15 protein-coding genes and 1 pseudogene are annotated in these 17350 nt (G+C 52.4%); 3 read left to right on the forward strand and 13 right to left on the reverse strand.

From position 1 onward, the window contains the following. Positions 1 to 45: 45 nt before the first annotated feature. The 10 genes and pseudogenes from OC597_RS03100 to OC597_RS03145 form a co-directional block, all read right to left on the reverse strand. Positions 46 to 2616 carry a putative mucin/carbohydrate-binding domain-containing protein gene (locus OC597_RS03100; protein ID WP_262207388.1) on the reverse strand — a complete coding sequence of 857 codons (2571 nt, stop codon included), beginning with the start codon at positions 2614 to 2616 and terminating at the stop codon, positions 46 to 48. A 126-nt stretch (positions 2617 to 2742) separates the two neighbouring features. Beyond that, a pseudogene (locus OC597_RS03105) lies at positions 2743 to 3144 on the reverse strand (type 2 periplasmic-binding domain-containing protein); the annotation flags it as partial. Positions 3145 to 3289: 145 nt separating this feature from the next. After that, positions 3290 to 3952: a hypothetical protein gene (locus tag OC597_RS03110; protein ID WP_410071702.1), complete on the reverse strand. Its 663-nt coding sequence runs from the start codon at positions 3950 to 3952 to the stop codon at positions 3290 to 3292. Positions 3953 to 3958: 6 nt separating this feature from the next. Further along, positions 3959 to 4900: an AAA family ATPase gene (locus tag OC597_RS03115; RefSeq protein ID WP_262207391.1), complete on the reverse strand. Its 942-nt coding sequence runs from the start codon at positions 4898 to 4900 to the stop codon at positions 3959 to 3961. Between the two features lie 172 nt (positions 4901 to 5072). Then, positions 5073 to 5537, reverse strand: coding sequence for a YehS family protein (locus tag OC597_RS03120; protein ID WP_099063977.1), 465 nt, complete (start codon positions 5535 to 5537; stop codon positions 5073 to 5075). A 210-nt stretch (positions 5538 to 5747) separates the two neighbouring features. Then, complete coding sequence (gene phnE, locus OC597_RS03125; RefSeq protein ID WP_085115793.1) at positions 5748 to 6647, reverse strand: phosphonate ABC transporter, permease protein PhnE; 900 nt, start codon at positions 6645 to 6647, stop codon at positions 5748 to 5750. Further along, positions 6644 to 7507: a phosphonate ABC transporter, permease protein PhnE gene (gene phnE / locus OC597_RS03130; protein ID WP_261283955.1), complete on the reverse strand. Its 864-nt coding sequence runs from the start codon at positions 7505 to 7507 to the stop codon at positions 6644 to 6646. The genes phnE (OC597_RS03125) and phnE (OC597_RS03130) overlap by 4 nt, the downstream gene beginning before the upstream one ends. Positions 7508 to 7585: 78 nt before the next feature. Continuing rightward, positions 7586 to 8518: a phosphonate ABC transporter substrate-binding protein gene (gene phnD / locus OC597_RS03135; protein WP_261251925.1), complete on the reverse strand. Its 933-nt coding sequence runs from the start codon at positions 8516 to 8518 to the stop codon at positions 7586 to 7588. Positions 8519 to 8562: 44 nt separating this feature from the next. Continuing rightward, complete coding sequence (phnC, locus tag OC597_RS03140) at positions 8563 to 9396, reverse strand: phosphonate ABC transporter ATP-binding protein (protein WP_099063974.1); 834 nt, start codon at positions 9394 to 9396, stop codon at positions 8563 to 8565. A 119-nt stretch (positions 9397 to 9515) separates the two neighbouring features. After that, complete coding sequence (locus OC597_RS03145) at positions 9516 to 10538, reverse strand: zinc-binding alcohol dehydrogenase family protein (protein WP_261283954.1); 1023 nt, start codon at positions 10536 to 10538, stop codon at positions 9516 to 9518. Between the two features lie 137 nt (positions 10539 to 10675). Between OC597_RS03145 and OC597_RS03150 the strand changes: the two genes are divergently transcribed. Together OC597_RS03150 and OC597_RS03155 are read left to right on the forward strand one after the other, a co-directional pair. Next, positions 10676 to 11581, forward strand: coding sequence for a GntR family transcriptional regulator (locus tag OC597_RS03150; RefSeq protein WP_262207394.1), 906 nt, complete (start codon positions 10676 to 10678; stop codon positions 11579 to 11581). A 226-nt stretch (positions 11582 to 11807) separates the two neighbouring features. Beyond that, entirely contained in the window at positions 11808 to 13166 is a 1359-nt protein-coding gene (locus OC597_RS03155) for an MFS transporter (protein WP_262207396.1), read from the forward strand. Between the two features lie 38 nt (positions 13167 to 13204). Here OC597_RS03155 and trpS read toward each other — a convergent pair whose 3' ends face one another. Then, entirely contained in the window at positions 13205 to 14212 is a 1008-nt protein-coding gene (gene trpS / locus OC597_RS03160; protein ID WP_261251921.1) for a tryptophan--tRNA ligase, read from the reverse strand. 445 nt (positions 14213 to 14657) lie between these two features. Then, complete coding sequence (locus OC597_RS03165) at positions 14658 to 15788, reverse strand: RNA-guided endonuclease InsQ/TnpB family protein (protein ID WP_262207399.1); 1131 nt, start codon at positions 15786 to 15788, stop codon at positions 14658 to 14660. 107 nt (positions 15789 to 15895) lie between these two features. Here OC597_RS03165 and OC597_RS03170 point away from each other — a divergent pair, with 107 nt between their 5' ends. Then, positions 15896 to 16771: an NAD(P)-dependent oxidoreductase gene (locus tag OC597_RS03170; protein ID WP_262207400.1), complete on the forward strand. Its 876-nt coding sequence runs from the start codon at positions 15896 to 15898 to the stop codon at positions 16769 to 16771. Between the two features lie 46 nt (positions 16772 to 16817). Here OC597_RS03170 and OC597_RS03175 read toward each other — a convergent pair whose 3' ends face one another. Next, positions 16818 to 17345 (reverse strand): cysteine hydrolase family protein, encoded by a 528-nt coding sequence (locus OC597_RS03175; RefSeq protein ID WP_262207402.1) that lies wholly within the window; start codon positions 17343 to 17345, stop codon positions 16818 to 16820. Positions 17346 to 17350: the final 5 nt, after the last annotated feature.

Raw genomic sequence — 17350 nt, forward strand, 5'->3', positions numbered from 1 at the left:
TAAACCCGGCGCCGTGAGTATGGTAGTCAGAAACCTGGCAGCGGTTTAGTCCGCGACCCGTTCCAGACCCACCGGGGTAATGCAGTAAGTCTGTTGCTTGCCCGTTTCAGCCAACCGCAGATGCTGCATTTCATTGGTGATCACCAAACGGTTATTCGGCTCTTCATGCCGCAGATGGATCACTTCACCACCGTAACCCGAAATCGGCAATACCACTGTACGGGCCTGCTGCGCCTGGTCGCCAATCACTTCATAGCTGAACAGGTTGTTACCATCCGCATCGTCATAACTGAATGTGGCATAAGTGTCTGGGAAATAATTGTGCACAACCCCACCTTTGATGAGCTCAATCGTTAAGGTTTTTTTCACCAGGTCGACAGTGCCAGTCAAGAATTGCCAATCGCCGATCCCCCTGTAGGCGATGCTGAAAGTATTCCCTACCTGCTCATCAGGGCGAATGTTGCTGGCAGAAATACAGTCCTTATAGGTTTCTAGCAACTGCTCGCGCTGGGGGCTGGCGAACGTATTGATAGCCAGGTAAATATCGTCTTTAAATACCGAGAACGGCGCGTAATAGGCCTGAGGGTAGCTGCGCAAACGCTGGGCCGCAGTTTCAATCCGCGCTAGTAGCGCCTGTTCAGGGTCACCCGGCAGCGCTTCATTTTTCAGTCCGCTGCGAGTGATCAGCAAGACGTTATTTTTGTTCTTGTTATCAATGATATTCGGATACGCCGGGCTCAGTCTTACCCGGCCCGGTTCCTCATGATAGATTTCAACTTTATCACCGGCGGTGAAAGGCAGCTCATCATGGCTTAAGGTGGCCTGAGTTCCATGAATATCCTTGCTGAAAATCACTGCATTTTGCTGATTACGTACGGTGATTTTGGCGTAGGTCATATCAGGGAAATAGGAATGCGGCGTGGTGCTGGTAACGTCAATCACCACCATACCTTTGGCATGATCAACCGCCAGCGTGGCGAACACGGCATCGCCCAGGCCAAGCAGATTGATGTCCTGTGAAACGATTGACGAAGATACTTTTTTGACAAAGCCAACCTTCGCCGCGTTATCCCCCTGCTTCAGCACCAGGTAGTCCTGAGTCGGTTGATACTTATGGTTTTTACCGGTCGGTAGCCGCAGGGTGTAAATGCCAATCGGCAAATCACTCAGCACCATGGTCGGGCTGTTGATACGCGTTTTATATGCGTAACGCGCCCCTTCCATCAGGATCAGATCTTCGCCATAAATTTGTGCGAAATCGTCAATATCAAAACTCAGGGTCACGTTGCCTTTCAGGCCGCTGGCCTTCAACTGCGTTGAGTCGACCAACTGCAGAGTGGAGTCGAGTTTCAACTGCGTTTTTACCGATTCAAGATCCTGAGCACCGACCAATTGACACAACGGATAGACGGCTTTGGCATGGCTGAAAACGTTGCGATTACGTTGTTCCTGAGTGACATAACCCCCAACCCATTGGATAAATGGCGTCACATCCACTTTGTTGCCCGCAACGGCAAAGCTTTCCGACAGCATATCCAGCAAGGCATGTTCACTTGGCACGAAGCCAGGGGTATTACAACTTTGGCGATACTGCTGATTAAAGTGGGTGAAGGCATTTTTGCCCGCTTTACCCACCATCAAGACGATAAAATACAGCTTGGAACGCAGGTCCCACTGATTGAGCGGCGTGGACTGAGCGATCAGATCCAGGATTTTTTTCTCAACTTTAGCCATATTGCCGTAATCATACAGCCAGCCTTCTTTATATTTTCGCTCCCCCAACATCACATCCTGATAACAGGCGGCATAAATATTGTTCCATACCTCACCGGTAGAAAAATATTTATCGCCCATAAAGTTGCCCTGATAACCATGGGCAATTTCATGCAGGCTGCCCCAATTATTATCCAGTGCCGTCAGCCAGAAACTGCTGACAGAGCTGGTACTTTCCGCCGTCCAATTACCGCCATAATAAGCGGCCCCGGCACCATTTTTATCGGCCTTGATAAAATAACGATTTTTGATATTACGATCAGAGTCGCTTTCAGCCTCAAATGAAACACCCGCCAGCGCATTATAAAAAGTAAAGATCCGATCGTAATAGGCGATCAAGCCATCAATATTTTTGGCTTCACCCAAAGACTTCAGATCTTTTTTGCTGATTTTTGGCACCAGGATATTGGCATATTCAGAGTCGACCAATGCGAATTCAGCATCCTGCTCGTCCCAACGTGCAAAGAAAGTGGTTTCATTTTCACCTTTGCGGTAAACCGGCAAGGGTTTGCTGGCGTCGGGATACTCAAACTCCAGAACCGGCGTGCCCTCTACGTAAGGCGTATCAATAAACGGCACCGAGACCGCATTTACGCTGGCCTCAACCCAGGCATTGCCGATGCTGAACTCGGCCTCGGTTTTGTTATCGTCATTGAGCAGGCGCAGCTTAAGTTTGGTGGTAAAGACTGCATTGGTCTGACGTACTCGCACCACCTGCCCGGCGGCGAGAATGATCCCCAGATGCTGACGATCGTGGCCAATGCCTTTGCTCATTCCCGCAGCATCCAGCCATACCGGTCTTGGCAAAGTATAAAGATTTTTTGATTTGCTAATAGTTGGCATTATATATTCCTTAAAGTTGTCATCATCATTTAACAGACAATAAGAAATTAACCAGCAATCTTGTTAAACACTAACGATGGGAAATGGCTGGGCCACCACACAACAAAGAGTAGAAACGCAAATATTTTACTGCCATATCGCCTCACGGACTTTAATCGCACGCGGCAATAGTCCCAAAGCATAAAAACGGTCGGCTATCGCCTGTTGCTGGCGAATAATAGTCAAATCCATTCGACGGGGTTGATGACTGCGACGAGCCAAAGCATGGGTGAGCGAAGAAATAGCCAACCCCAGCTCAGCGGATAACAGCACCGCGGCCTGGTCACGGTGGGCGTCAATATAATGGCCGGTTTGTTCCAGCGCACTCATCAGCCCGTGCAGTAAATCGGGGGAATGCCCGGCAAAGTCGCGATGGGTGAGATAAAACTGATGGTTGTTCACCCGTCCGACGCCATTGGCAATCACCCTGAGCTGCCCGCTTTGTTCGGCATCGCTCAGCAGAGGATCCCACATCATCCAGGCATCTACTGGCCAATATTCTGGCACACGATATTTCTTAAACTAAAACTGTGCGGGGTGATAAACCCGGCAGCGTGAGTGTTACCGTTAACCAGCTTGCCTCGGATTAACTAACCAAAAGCTATATCGCCATAACTTACAATAAATAAACCATTTAAATCACAGGTAAGTAACCAGATATCGCTGCCTTAACACCTGGACTTGTACCGTTTCTCAAAACCCTCACTAGCCAAGCCTCGAAATTTTTCTGCTGACAAGACTTAAGGTATGTAGCAGCCATGGACACAAAACCTTTATTATCATAATTGGCCAGTAACATCGGTAAGTCTCTAGTCTTTATTGCAAGTTGAATCTTACTCGTAAAATCACTAGCCATTTCAAGAATATTTAAACTACTCGTCTTTTCAATATATTCAGCTTCGATTTCAGAAATAGTTTTCGCCGTACTCAAATCGATTTTCTTCAGTATTCGGTCAATACGCCGCCTGCAAAATTGAGCAACAACTAGTTCTATAGCCCCTGGAGCTACAACTGAATTAAATATCGCCTCTGACAAGTTAGAAAGTCGGGTAGATAGCTCCTCGTCAACATAGCCTTCACTGACAGCGATAGCACGACTCACATCAGGCAACAGAATTAAATTTTCAATTTCTGAAACCGGCAGCGTGGCAATACCTAGAGTTTCTAGATACGCTTTATCACTCTCATCATAGTCATCAGCATCAACAATCCCAGAACATTGTATGCGGGTAAACATAGAGTTATTACGCAATGTTACAACTGAATGGATAACTTCACTACATGATGAACGAGGTATTACAGTCTATTCAGAATAACAACTACGGTATATGGCTAAATCAAGACTGTTATTGGTCCCCTCGACAAAAAGAATCGGCTTTCTGCTTCCAAGGATCAGGGTCGTCATTTCCTCGCCAAAACCCGAGTCTTCCGGAACCGACTCTATAGACCAAAACGGTGCTGGGTTGTAATCACGGATGACATACTTTTGGGCAGTACGAGCGGCAGCAAACTCTAATTCATGAGTAATAAATACGAATGCACAATCAGATCGTGCCGCTTCAAGCTCGTCCCACAGCTTTGACATAATTGAACGATGGACATGCAACTCTGGCTCGTCGATGATCAACACCTGATTCTCATCTGCAACAAGCACCTGACCAATCATATAGAAAATGGCCCGTTCACCATCGCTCATCTCAGAGGCTTTATACATGGTTTCCAGGCCTGGCAACGACACTAAAATATCATCACCGGAAATATGCAGAACTCGATGTGGAAGTAATCGTGACCATATTTCATTAAGTCTATCAAACTTAGTTAACTTAAATTCAGATACAGACTCTTGACCCCCAGGTTTATATCTATTATATGCAACTAGGGATGTGTTTGATTGATCCGCAAAGAGTGCCTGAATAAGATAATCAAAGTCATTCAACATATTTACTGCCTGTTTCCCTCCCCAACGACTGCTATCCCTGTGATGAACACCGGAACCCTCTGCTACATACCCCGTCCGTAACCCAGAGAGAGCTTGCCTTTCACTTATTTTTGCTACTGAGGGGTTTAAAATTAATGCACGATGTGCGGAAATCCTATGCGCATTTAACCCTAACTCATTTTCTATTTTAACGGCCAGACGGGTTTTCCCACCCCCGTTAGCCCCAACAAATATAATAGAGCCACCGCTCTCAAGCGTAAAATTCATTTGTGAATTTTCAATCGGAATAACGAAGTTAAAATTCAATATTTAATCCCTCAAAAAGCTTCCGTTAGTTTAAATCCCACAGCAGTGAAAACATAATAATCAAATTTTAAAAAAAACCGATAAGACACCTTACTTATATTTCCCAATCAGTAAATAGTCAACAAAAAAAACGCCGTCTTACGACAGCGCTTGAAATTTCCTAACTTGTTATTTATGCACCACGAAGACGTTGCGCCAACCCTTTGAGGAAGTAACGCAGCATCTGGTCGCCACAAGGACGGAAGTTTTTGGTGCCTTCTTTGCGGAACAGCGCGCTCAGTTCCGGCTTGGAAATGCGGAACTCCACGGCGGTGAAGATCTGGTGCATGTCGGTATCTTTCAACTCGAAGGCTACGCGCAGCTTTTTCAACACCAGATTGTTGGTGACAGGCAGTTCCACTTCCGGTGCCGGGAACTTGTCGTCCTTACCACGCTTGAAGAACACCAGACCGTTCAGAAAGTGTGCCATCACTTCGTCCGGACAGTTTTCGAAACCTGGCTCGCCTTCCTTGATGACGTAAGTGCTCATTGCCGAGACCGCAACGTCGAAATTATCCAGCTTGATAATCTCAACCATTTTCGCGTCGTTAATATTCAGCATGTAGCGCACGCTGCGCAGCACATCATTGTTGATCATAGAATTGCCTTTACCCTTTGTACTTGAAACTGTGGCGGTGTTGGCTGCCTTCACTCACCCAAATCACTGACTTTAGTCAGCTCATTGGCATTCGTTCAGTTGCCGCCTTGCCGCAATTCCAATTACTTTGGGTAATTAACGCGAGGGGCTGACAAAAAACGGCCGCACAGTTGAATATGTGCGGCAGTATAGGGATCAGAGCGGGGTTTCTCAATCGATTTGGCTTTTTTGCTGATACAGCGGGATGTCTTCGCCAATGATGTATTTATTGCGCAGGATGGACGAGACCTTATCCATTATCATCACCACCACCACCAGGATCAGGGTGATAAACATCACCACGTCCCAGTTCCACAACCGCATGTTCTCCGCATACACCAGGCCGATACCACCTGCGCCGACGAAGCCCAGCACCGCGGCAGAACGGGTGTTGGATTCAATCTGGTACAGACTGAGCGCCAAAAATGTGGGGAACGACTGAGTAAAGATACCGTAGCGGTGCTTTTGCAGCCCGTTTGCACCTACCGCCGTCAGACCCCGGCTGGGGGATTTATCTACCGCTTCATGCCCTTCGGCGTACAGTTTGCCGAGCAGCCCGACGTCCTGCATCACAATCGCCAGCACCCCGGCCAGCGGCCCCATGCCAACGGCGCGTACAAAAATCAGCCCCCAAATCGCCATGTCGATACCGCGCAAGACATCCAGCAGGCGGCGCACCAGCACCGAGATCGGTCGCAGCAACGGCGTCGACATCACGTTGCGCGCCGCAAAGAACGACAGCGGCAAGGCGATCAACGAGGCGGTAATGGTACCGGCGAACACGATGCCGATGGTGATGAAAATCTGTTGGAAGTAGTACATAAACGGCCAGTTGACGAAATCATGCCAGACGAACATGCGCATAAAGTAGCGGCCAAGCTGGTGGCAGCCGTTAATAAACTGCGGCCACGAGATACCAAAAAACTGGAAGAAAAACAGGTAATACAATGCAATCGCCACCGCCACAATACCGATGGTGCGCAGGTAGCGGCGCTGCTGTGAAAATATCTCCGGATGCTGCTGTTTGAGCGTTTGCAGCTTTTCCGCCGAAATAGTAGGTGCCGTTATCATTTTTTCCCCTCCACGACCCGTTTGCGCAGTTCACCTGAGGTGTAATCCAGCAGCGAAACCACCAGGATAATCAGCAGCAGCGTCATGCTGACCTGATCGTAGCGATCGAGTTTGATGTTGGTCATCAGCTCCTGGCCGATGCCGCCTGCCCCCACCAATCCCAAAATGGTTGACTGGCGGAAGTTGATTTCCAGCCGCATAAAGCTGTACGACAGAAATACAGGTTTCACCTGTGGCCACATGCCAAAACGCATGCGCTGCAACGGCGTCGCGCCGCAGGCCGTCAGCCCGCGCACCGGCTTGTTGGAGGCGGTTTCAATCGACTCATAAAACAATTTGGTCAGGCTGCCAATGGTGTGCAGCGCCAGCGCCAGAAAGCCGGGAATAGCGCCGATGCCGAACGCCATCACGAACATCACCGCCCACGCCAGTTCCGGCATGGTGCGTAAAAATGCCACCAGCGTGCGGATTGTCAGACGTAGCGTCGCCGGGCTGTGGGTGTTATTGGCCGCCAAAAACGCCAGCACACCGGCCACCAGCACCGAAAGAATGGTCGCCGCCAGCGCCAGCTGCAAGGTTTCCCAGATCAACGGCAATTGAATGTTCAGCCGGTAACCCCAGTAGGCGAATGACCCTTCGGTGTGGCCATCGGCGAACAATAAGCGCCAGTGCAGGGTCGGAATGGTTTCCGCCAGATAGTCAAAGAAGTGGGGGATCGACAGCCACACGGTGTGCAGGTTGAACTCGGCGATGTTACCGGCGCCCAGGTAGAGCACCACCAGACCGAGCGACCAGATCAGCGTCTCACGCTTTTGCTTGCTGCGGACTTGCTGGTAATAGTGCGCAAAATCTTTATTCAAAATAGGTTTCCATCTTTATGGAACAAGGGGTTCAGCATGCTGAACCCCTTTGGATCAATCACAACGTAAAGGCGAGAATTAACGGCCGCCTTTGGTCAGCTCACGCTTCATGTCGATGATGTTCTGGTATTCCGCCAGTGTGGTGTCGCCGATATGCTGTTTACCGCCCATCGCCTTGATAAAGCACTGGTGGTCTTCCTTATCCAGCTTCTTGATGGCGGTCACGACCTTGGCTTTGAATTCTGCCGGCAACGCATTGCTCACCAGGATTGGACCGTTCGGGATCAGCGGTGACTGCCAGATAATGCGGATCTGTTTCATCAGGTCCGGGTGATCCATGCGGATCATGCGGGTGAATGCACCGCTGGTGTAGCCGGTGTTGTAGTCGCCGATCATCGACGCCCAGGTCACTGCGCCTTCGAACTGACCGTTCAGTACCCCGAGGACGTCCTGCTCATGGCCACCTGAGAAAGTCACACTGGAGAACGCGTTATTATATTTGTCGTCTACCGTGCCACCGAACAGCTTCTTGAACTCCTGGTTCGGGATCAGGAAGCCGGAAGTGGAATCTGGATCGGCGAAGCCCACCGCCTTGCCTTTCAGGTCTTCCAGCTTTTTATACGGACTGCCGGCTTTAACGATCACCACCGAGTGGTAACCACGGGATTGGTCAACGTCATCCACCGCGATGCCGACGATATCCACCGCTTTCGGATCCTTGATGTACACCGAAGCAAATGACGACGGCGACATGCTCAGCACCAGGTCAATTTTTCCGCCCAGCAACCCCTGGATCACACCGGAATAGTCGGAGGAATTGCGCAGCTTGGTGTCGACGCTCAGCTCTTTGTCCAGGAACTGTTTAACGCACTGGTTATCACCGATTTGCTGGGTGGCATTTTGCCCACCGAGAATACCCAGGTTCAATACTTTAGGTGCGTCCGCTGCGGTAGCATTAAATACCATCATCGCGCCGGCCATCAGGGTGGTCAGACTCAATACTTTTTTCATTACGATGCCTTGTGTGTGTAAAGGTAAAAGTGAAAATAAGGGTTTCAATGGATCTGATTGGCTTCCTCGCCATACAGCTGGTGCAGTATCCGTTCGTTCAGTTGCGACGGATGACCGTCAAACACGATTTTGCCCTGGGCAATGCCGATCACCCGGGTGCAGTATTCTTTCACCAGTTCGACCGAGTGCAGGTTCACCATTACCGCGATGTCGTTTTCGCTGACTTTTTGCAGCGCATCCATAATGCGGCGGGTATTTTTCGGGTCGAGTGATGCTACCGGCTCATCGGCCAGCAGAATTTTGGGGTTTTGCATCAGCGCGCGGCAGATCGCCACTCGCTGCATCTGACCGCCCGACAGGTTCTCGGCGCGCTGCAACGCATGCGGCAGCATATTGAGCCACTGCAGCAGTTCGATAGCGCGGGCGCGGTCGGCGTCGTCAAACAGTTTGAAAAAGGATTTCAGGGTGGAGGTGTGGCTCAGCCGACCCAGCAACACGTTGGTCATCACGTCCAGCCGCGGCACCAGGCAGAAGTCCTGGAAGATCATGCCGCAGCGTGAACGCCACTGGCGCATTTGGCGGGCGGTCAACTGGGCGATATCCTGCGCCACGCCGTCGTCTTCAAAATGCAGCATTTCGCCGCAGCTCGAAGGGATAGTGCCGTTCAGGGTATGCAGCAGAGTGGATTTGCCGGCGCCGGAACGACCGATCACCGCCACGAACTCACCCACGTGCAGGTCGAAGTTGATATCGTCCAGCACCCGTTGCTGAGATTTATACGCTTTGCCCAAGCCTTTTACCGATAACACCTTGCGGGATGACATCGGTTGTTGCCCTGGAAAGTCGGTCGTTGCAAGTTTTAACTGTGCCTGAGCCATATGATTTCTCTGGTTTCAGTGGCTAATCATTATGGGCACCTATTAACGAATAACTTTGTGACAACGGGATGATGGTTTTATGGCTGGGAAATGACGCGTGCCGCCATTTCCCACTGGGATTAGAAATGAATGAGGCCTTTAATTAGCTGTTTGTTGTTGATGACCTGCGCTTCGTAATCCTCCGCCAGGCTGTCGAAATCGAAGTGGTGAGTCAACATCATCTGGCCGGTGATAGCCCCTGTCGCCATCAATTTGCCGACCTTGACGAAATCCTCTTCGGTCGCATTGCGACTGCCCATCAGAGTGGTTTCCTTTTTGTGGAACTCAGGGTCCGAGAATTGTAAATCCCCCTTGAACAGCCCAACAAAAACGATGCTGCCGCCGTGACGGATCAGGTTGACGGCATGGTTCATCGCCTGCGCACTGCCGGTGGCGTCGATCACTTTCGCCGCCAGCATGCCGCCAAACTGGTCACGCAGCCTGGCCTCAAACTGATCGTCCAGCGGGTTGAGCGCCGGCAATTGCAGCACTTGTTCGACATGCCGTCGCCGTTCGGCGCTGGTATCAGCCACCACCACCTGTGCCCCATCGGCTTTGGCTATCGCCGCCACTCCCAAGCCGATTGGCCCGGCCCCCACCACCAATAACGGATCGTCCGGCGCGATGGCCGCACGGCGGACTGCATGGGCGCTGATGGCAAATGGCTCTATCAGGGCTGCCGCCTCTGGCGCCACGTCGTCCACCGCCAGCAGGTTACTGACCGGCACGCTGAGAAACTCGCTGAAGCCGCCGTCCTGATGTACACCAATCACCGAAATATTCTCGCAGCAGTTGGTTTTGCCGCTCAGGCAGGCACCACAATGATGACAGGAAAGATAAGGCATCACCGTCACGCGCTGCCCAACCCGCCAGCCCGCCGTTTGGCTGCCCAGGTTGACAATCTCACCGCATATCTCGTGCCCCAGCACCCGCGGATAACTAAAGAAAGGTTGCTGACCGGACCAGGCGTGAATATCCGTACCACAAATGCCCACGGTAATTATTTTGATCACCGCCTCGGCCGATGCGGGAAAAGGGGTCGGACGTTGCTGATAAATTAATTTCGTCGGTTGATCGAGCACTAATACTTTCATTGTTTTCATAACGTCCCCTCGGTTATTGGGAGAGTTATTAAATAAAAATGCCGAACGGCAATAAATTGGTGGGTAATTCTGTGAGGCAGTACAAAATAAACCGCTTTAAATTGGTTTTAAATAGATAAAAAACAGCCGAGGCTCATATGAGCAGAACCCAAAATCTGCGGCACAATGTCGTTAACCAGATGATTGACGGCATCAACAGTGGCCACCTGCGCTCGCCGCTGCCATCTCAGGCTGCATTGGCCGAAATGTACAACATCAGCCGCACCACGGTGCGCCATACGCTGACGCATTTGTTCCAGCGTGGCGTGCTGGAAAAGGTCGGTGACGACTATGTTATTTTACGCCAGCCGCAGCCGGACGACGGCTTCGACTGCCAAAGCCCTTCCCTGGACGAACAGGGGAAAAGGTTCGAGAAAGCGTTCTATCAGATGATCAACCAGAAGCAACTGCGCGCCGGAGACAGCTTCAGCGAACTGCAACTGGCGCGGGCGGTTAATGTCAGTCCGGTGGTGGTACGGGAATTTCTGCTGCATTTTAGCCGTTACAATCTGATCGACAGCGTCAAGCGCGGGCAGTGGAGCATGAAACGGTTTGACCAGCGCTATGCCGAACAGCTGTTTGAACTGCGACAAATGCTGGAAACGCACGCCCTTTCCCACTTTATCAATCTGCCGGCACACGATGAACGCTGGCTGCAGGCCAAAGAACTGCTGAGCCGCCACCGCCAACTGCGGGAAGGCATCAGCGCCAACTATCGCCTGTTTTCCCAGTTGGATCGCGACTTCCACGGGCTGATCCTCTCCGCCGCCAATAACCCGTTTTTCAACCAGTCGCTGGAGATCATCTCGGTGATTTTCCACTTTCACTATCAGTGGGATGAAACCGATCTGAAACAGCGCAATATCATTGCCATTGAAGAGCACATGACCATTCTCAGCGCACTTATTTGCCGTAATGATCAGGAAGCCATCAACGCGCTGCACCGCCATTTGGATACCGCCAAACAGTCGATGATCCGCTCCCTCAATCAGACCATCGCTTGAGCTACCAGGGTGTTTTTTATCGATAAAAAACACCCTAATGTCATTTAAAACAGATAAAAAGCAGCAAAATACTGGCTGCCGCACGGAACCGTGACAAAACACCGCCCCCAAAATATTTCGCCCTCTAGGCTTACTGCCGAGCATCTGCCAATACCTTCACTAAAACACCATCCAGGGGAATACCCGGAATAATAAATATTATTAATGCGAAATTCTGGAGGACGAAATGGAAAGAAGTCATGCAATTAACACCGGAAAGGAACAGGCCGAACCCTATTCCGATCACATAATTCCTATGCCACCCGAGGGCATGCTGGTTCGCTCGGCCAGAATTAAAAAAATTCAAACTACGGCGATGTGTTTGTTATTTCTGGCGGCCATAATTAACTTTCTTGATCGCAGTTCCCTCTCGGTGGCGAACTCCACCATTCGGCAAGAAATGGGCCTGAGCGGCACCGAAATTGGCTTGCTGCTTTCGGCATTCTCCCTGGCCTACGGTATCGCCCAGTTGCCTTGCGGCCCATTGCTGGACAGGAAAGGCCCGCGCATCATGCTGGGGATCGGCATGTTTGTCTGGTCGGTGTTCCAGACGCTTTCCGGCATGATCCACAACTTCACCCAGTTTATCTGGGTGCGTATCGGGTTGGGGATCGGTGAAGCACCGATGAATCCGTGCGGCGTGAAGGTGATCAACGACTGGTTCAATATCAAGGATCGCGGTATGCCGATGGGCATTTTTAATTCCGCCTCGACCATTGGGTTGGCGATCAGCCCGCCGATCCTCACCGCCATGATGCTGGTCTTTGGCTGGCGTGGCATGTTCATCACCATCGGCGTGTTGGGCATCGCACTGTCGATCGGCTGGTACATGCTGTATCGCAACCGACAGGACGTCAGCCTGAGTGCCCAGGAACAGGCTTATTTGAATGCCGGGAGCATCAGCGCAAGGCCAGAACCGATGAACTTTCGCGAATGGCGAGCGCTGTTCCGGAATCGCACCATGTGGGGCATGATGATTGGCTTTAGCGGTATCAACTACACCGCCTGGCTGTATCTGGCTTGGTTGCCGGGTTATCTGCAGACCACTTACCATCTGGATTTGAAAAGTACCGGGCTGATGAGCGCCATCCCATTCCTGTTTGGTGCCGCTGGCATGCTGTCGAACGGCTTCGTCACCGACTTTCTGGTGCGTCGCGGCATGGCGCCGTTGAAAAGCCGTAAAATTTGCATCGTCGCCGGCATGCTGCTGTCCGCTTCCTTTACCGCCGTGGTCGCTCAGGCCACCACCACTTACAGCGCGGTGTTGTTGATCGGCATGGCGCTGTTCTGCATCCACTTTGCCGGCACCTCCTGCTGGGGGCTGATCCACGTGGCGGTGACCTCCCGCATGACCGCCTCGGTCGGCAGTATTCAAAACTTCGCCAGCTTTATCTTTGCCTCGTTCGCGCCGGTGGTCACCGGTTGGATCCTGGATACCACCCACTCGTTCAGCCTGGCGCTCACCCTCTGCTCCTGCTTCACCGTGATCGGTGCGCTGTCGTATATCTTCGTGGTCAAACAGCCGATCGTTGACAGCGCAGCCTGATGTTCTGCTCACGCCCCCTTTCCACCGGGGGCAAACCTTCAGCTCAGGGAGAAGAAATCCAACCCCAGCGCGGCCTTCACCCGCCCCAGCGTCTGCCGGCTGACCTGGTCGGCGCAGCGGGTACCCTGCTGTAAAATGCGCAGCAGTTCGCCCTTGTCGGCCAGGTAATCGGCCCGGCGAGTGCGGATCGGCTCCAGCAGACTTTGCAGGCAATCTTCCAGCAGGCGTTTGATTTTCATGTCCCCCAACCCGCCACGGCGATAGTGTTCCTTCAAATCTGCCACCAGCACGGCGTCATCACAGAAGGCATCCAGATAGGTGAACACCATATTGCCTTCCACCCGGCCGGGATCACTGACGTTCAGATGGCCCGGATCGGTAAACATGCTCATCACCGCCTTGTGCACCTGATCGGCGTCGGCCCCCAGGGTGATGGTGTTGCCGCGTGATTTCGACATTTTGCCCTGCCCGTCCAGCCCCGGCAGTCGGCTGACATTGCTCAGTAAGGGTTGGCATTCCGTCAAAACCTGTTGCCCGACGATGCGATTGAAACGCCGGACAATTTCATTGGTTTGCTCCAGCATCGGCAATTGATCCTCACCGACCGGCACATGGGTGGCACCAAAGGCAGTGATATCCGCCGCCTGGCTGACCGGATAAACCAGAAAACCGGCCGGCAGACTGCGGGAAAAGTCCTTCTCGATAATTTCACTTTTCACCGTTGGGTTGCGTTCCAGCCGCGCCACGCTGACCAGGTTGAGGTAATACATCGTCAGCTCGGCCAGCGCCGGCAGCGCGGATTGCAGGCAAATGGTGGTTTTCTGCGGATCGATGCCGACCGCCAGATAGTCGGCCACCAGATTAAGCACGTTGGTGCTGATTTTTTGCGGGTTATTGCCGTTATCGGTCAGCCCCTGCAGGTCTGCCACCAACACCGTTTGCTGATGCTGCTGTTGCAGCTCAACGCGCTGACGCAGTGAACCGACGTAGTGACCTAAATGGAGAGATCCGGTGGCGCGATCGCCGGTCAGAATGGTGTAGCTCATTGCCTTGCTCCTGAAAGTAAAGTCACCACCGGAACAACGCAATAAAAATGCCGCCAGAACCGGCGGCATTAAAAAAAGGTGTGAATACCCGGGCCGCCTTTAGAGGAGGCGCCACCAAGACTGGCTGTGAGTGGAGTGCATCGGCATATTCATGGCTTTTAGGCTACGCCCCCGGCAGCCGTGTTGTCAATAACCGCAGGTTGCCAGATTGCCGCCTGTTCGCGGGCTATACGGCAAAATGCCTCGCTCAGCGGTGATGGTGTGCGCCACGCCAGCGCCAATGTATAGGGTACCGGAAGACCCTCGCGGTTAAGAAAGCGTTACACTGCGCCATTTGCGTTCTCTGCCCATCGCGTTAGGGTGAAAGGATCCAACCTGAAAAAGGAACGCAATTTGACTGCTCCCCGCCCTAAAGGACGAAGATTCCCACTTCACTGAGTCGAACCTAAGCCGCTTGATGCGATTCAGGATTTACAGACTCTCCGTGGGCTAACGCTGCCAGCCCGGCAGCTTTTATATTCCGTGCCGCATTAATGTCACGGTCATGGCTTGTCTGGCATTCCGGACAATTCCATTTACGAACATCAAGAGGTAATTTTTTCATGGTGAAGCCGCAACAACTGCAACGCTTTGAGGACGGGAAAAACGGGGCAATTGCGACCAGTGAACGCCCGCCCCATTCAGCCTTGAATGCGAGCTGGCGCACAAACTCGCCCCAGCTTGCATCGGCTATCGCTTTCGACAGCTTAGGGTTGCGGATCATGTTCTTCACTTTCAGGGATTCAACGCAAACAACTTGGTTATCGTTAATCAGTTTGCGGGACAACTTGTGCAAGTTATCCCTGCGGCAATCGGCAATTTTCGCGTGGAGTCGGGTCACCTTCAAGCGGGCTTTAGCGCGGTTTTTCGAACCTTTCGCTTTTTTGCTTAAACGGCGCTGAAGTCGCGCCAGGCGAGCCGCGTATTTAGCGGTATGGCGGGGATTGCCTTGTTTAAATCCAGTGTCAGTAACGAACAAATCCTTTAAGCCCACATCAATGCCCACGGTTTTAGCGGAAATGGGCAGTGATACAGGTTCAAACTCGCACAGACAGGAAACGAAATATCGTCCGGCTGCATCTTTGGAAATAGTGACGGTTGACGGCACGGATGGGAGTTCACGGCTCCAGCGCACGTCCAATGGGGCTTTGCTCTTAGCCATATGCAGCTTGCCATCACGATATTTAAACGCGCTGGCGGTCAATTCAGCGACCTGTTTGTGGCGTTTGCTTTTGAATGCTGGATATTTAGCCCGACCTGCAAAAAAGTGAGAAAAGGCCATCTGTTGGTGGCGTAGCGATTGTTGCAAGGGGACACAGGAAACGTCATTGAGCCATGCGCATTCAGGCTCTTTTTTAAGCGCGGTTAACCGCGCATTAGCTTGCAGATAGCCGATCTTCTCCTGGCGCTCATAGTAAGCATCAGTACGCCAGCGAAGGATTGAATTATAGACAAAACGCACACAGCCGAACGTTTGAGCCAAAAGCTCAACCTGATCGGCTGTTGGATAGAATCGGTATTTGTATGCGCGTTTCATATGTACAAAATTACAGGAGCCATCGTGAAAAGACAAAAAGAAGTTAGCTCGAAAACCGCCTCCTTTCCTCCCCGGCCTGAAGGCCGAGGTTTCCCGGAGGCACTCTGATGAAGATCGGATTTGCCGGGCTGGGCGGTATGGGTAGCGCAATGGCTGCCAACCTGTTGCAGGCAGGCTATGCGCTGAAAGTCTGGAATCGCTCCCCTGAGGCAGCACTACCGCTGGTCGCCACCGGGGCCCAACAGGCGCAGCAGGCTGATGAGTTGGCCGATGTGGATGTGCTGATCACTATGCTGGCCAACGACGCCGCAACCGAGCAGGTGGTGCTGGCAAGCGGGTTGCTGCAACGGCTGCAACCGGGCGCAATCCACATCAATATGGCGACGGTGTCGGTGGCACTGGCCAAGCGACTGGCGGCGTTGCATATGGAGCACAACGTCGGCTATATCGCCGCGCCGGTGCTGGGGCGGGTAGACGTAGCCGTGGCCGGTAAGCTGAATATTCTGGCTGCGGGCGATGCGCAGCTGATCGCCAAAGTACAACCGCTGTTTGAGGTGCTCGGCCAACAGACCTGGCATTTTGGCGATCAACCCGAACAGGCCAATATCGTCAAAATCGCCGCCAACTTTACGCTGGCCAGTGCGATTGAGGCAATGGCCGAAGGCAGTGCGCTGGTGCGTAATTACGGCGTTTCCGGCGCGGATTACCTGCAAATGCTCAGCAGTACCCTGTTCGCCTCTCCGGCTTATAAGGGCTATGGCGCACTGATTGCCGAAGAGAAGTTCGAACCGGCCGGTTTCAAATTAAGCCTGGGCATGAAAGACGTGAGCCTGGCATTGGAGGCCGCTGCCAATAGCCACACACCAATGCCATTCGCCAGCGTACTGAAGGATAACTTCCTCGATGCGGTGGCGCAGGGCGATGCGGATTTGGACTGGTCAGCGTTGGCCAAAGTGGCCGCACGCAGAGCGGGATTGAAATAAGGCTATCGAGCCCGGTAGAGACACCGGGCTCGTTTTTATCTGGCGATCAGAAACGGATGTCCGCCGCCGGCAGCGCGTTGATCAGCACGCCGAAGCTTTCAATATTCGACAACGTGGCATTGTGATGGGTACGGATCTGCAGGCCAGTGGCGTGCGCTTTGTCGTGACTGGTGTGTGCATCGGCCGCCAGCGTTACCGGATAGCCCAGCCCGGCTGCGCGACGGGTGGTAGTGTCTACGCAAAACTCGGTGGAGTAGCCGCAGACCACCAAATGTGAAACCCCCTTGGCGATCAGCAATGGCCCCAGTCCGGTGCGCAGAAAGGAGTCCGGGGTGGTTTTACCCACCCGATGGTCGCCGTCGTTCACCTGCAAACGGGAGTCAATCTGCCAGGCATCGCTGCCCTGTGCCAGCTCATCGTCCGGTGTCTGATGCTGGATAAAAATCACCGGCACGCCAGCCTGACGAGCGTTAGCACTCAAAGTGTTAATTCGCTCAATCGTCGCTTCGGCATCGGCCGGCGGCGGCGTAAACAACCCTTTCTGCACATCAATAATCAACAGCGCTGACTTCATGATAA

The organism is Serratia proteamaculans (assembly GCF_946227095.1).
Taxonomy (GTDB): Bacteria; Pseudomonadota; Gammaproteobacteria; order Enterobacterales; family Enterobacteriaceae; genus Serratia; species Serratia proteamaculans_E.

Bases quoted from the DNA above. Each gene is read 5' to 3' on its own strand.
- OC597_RS03100 (WP_262207388.1), bottom strand. From the start codon at position 2,616: ATGCCAACTATTAGCAAATCAAAAAATCTTTATACTTTGCCAAGACCG.
- OC597_RS03120 (WP_099063977.1), bottom strand. From the start codon at position 5,537: ATGATCAACAATGATGTGCTGCGCAGCGTGCGCTACATGCTGAATATT.
- phnE (WP_085115793.1), bottom strand. From the start codon at position 6,647: ATGATAACGGCACCTACTATTTCGGCGGAAAAGCTGCAAACGCTCAAA.
- phnD (WP_261251925.1), bottom strand. From the start codon at position 8,518: ATGAAAAAAGTATTGAGTCTGACCACCCTGATGGCCGGCGCGATGATG.
- phnC (WP_099063974.1), bottom strand. From the start codon at position 9,396: ATGGCTCAGGCACAGTTAAAACTTGCAACGACCGACTTTCCAGGGCAA.
- OC597_RS03145 (WP_261283954.1), bottom strand. From the start codon at position 10,538: ATGAAAACAATGAAAGTATTAGTGCTCGATCAACCGACGAAATTAATT.
- OC597_RS03150 (WP_262207394.1), top strand. From the start codon at position 10,676: ATGAGCAGAACCCAAAATCTGCGGCACAATGTCGTTAACCAGATGATT.
- OC597_RS03155 (WP_262207396.1), top strand. From the start codon at position 11,808: ATGGAAAGAAGTCATGCAATTAACACCGGAAAGGAACAGGCCGAACCC.
- trpS (WP_261251921.1), bottom strand. From the start codon at position 14,212: ATGAGCTACACCATTCTGACCGGCGATCGCGCCACCGGATCTCTCCAT.
- OC597_RS03165 (WP_262207399.1), bottom strand. From the start codon at position 15,788: ATGAAACGCGCATACAAATACCGATTCTATCCAACAGCCGATCAGGTT.
- OC597_RS03170 (WP_262207400.1), top strand. From the start codon at position 15,896: ATGAAGATCGGATTTGCCGGGCTGGGCGGTATGGGTAGCGCAATGGCT.
- OC597_RS03175 (WP_262207402.1), bottom strand. From the start codon at position 17,345: ATGAAGTCAGCGCTGTTGATTATTGATGTGCAGAAAGGGTTGTTTACG.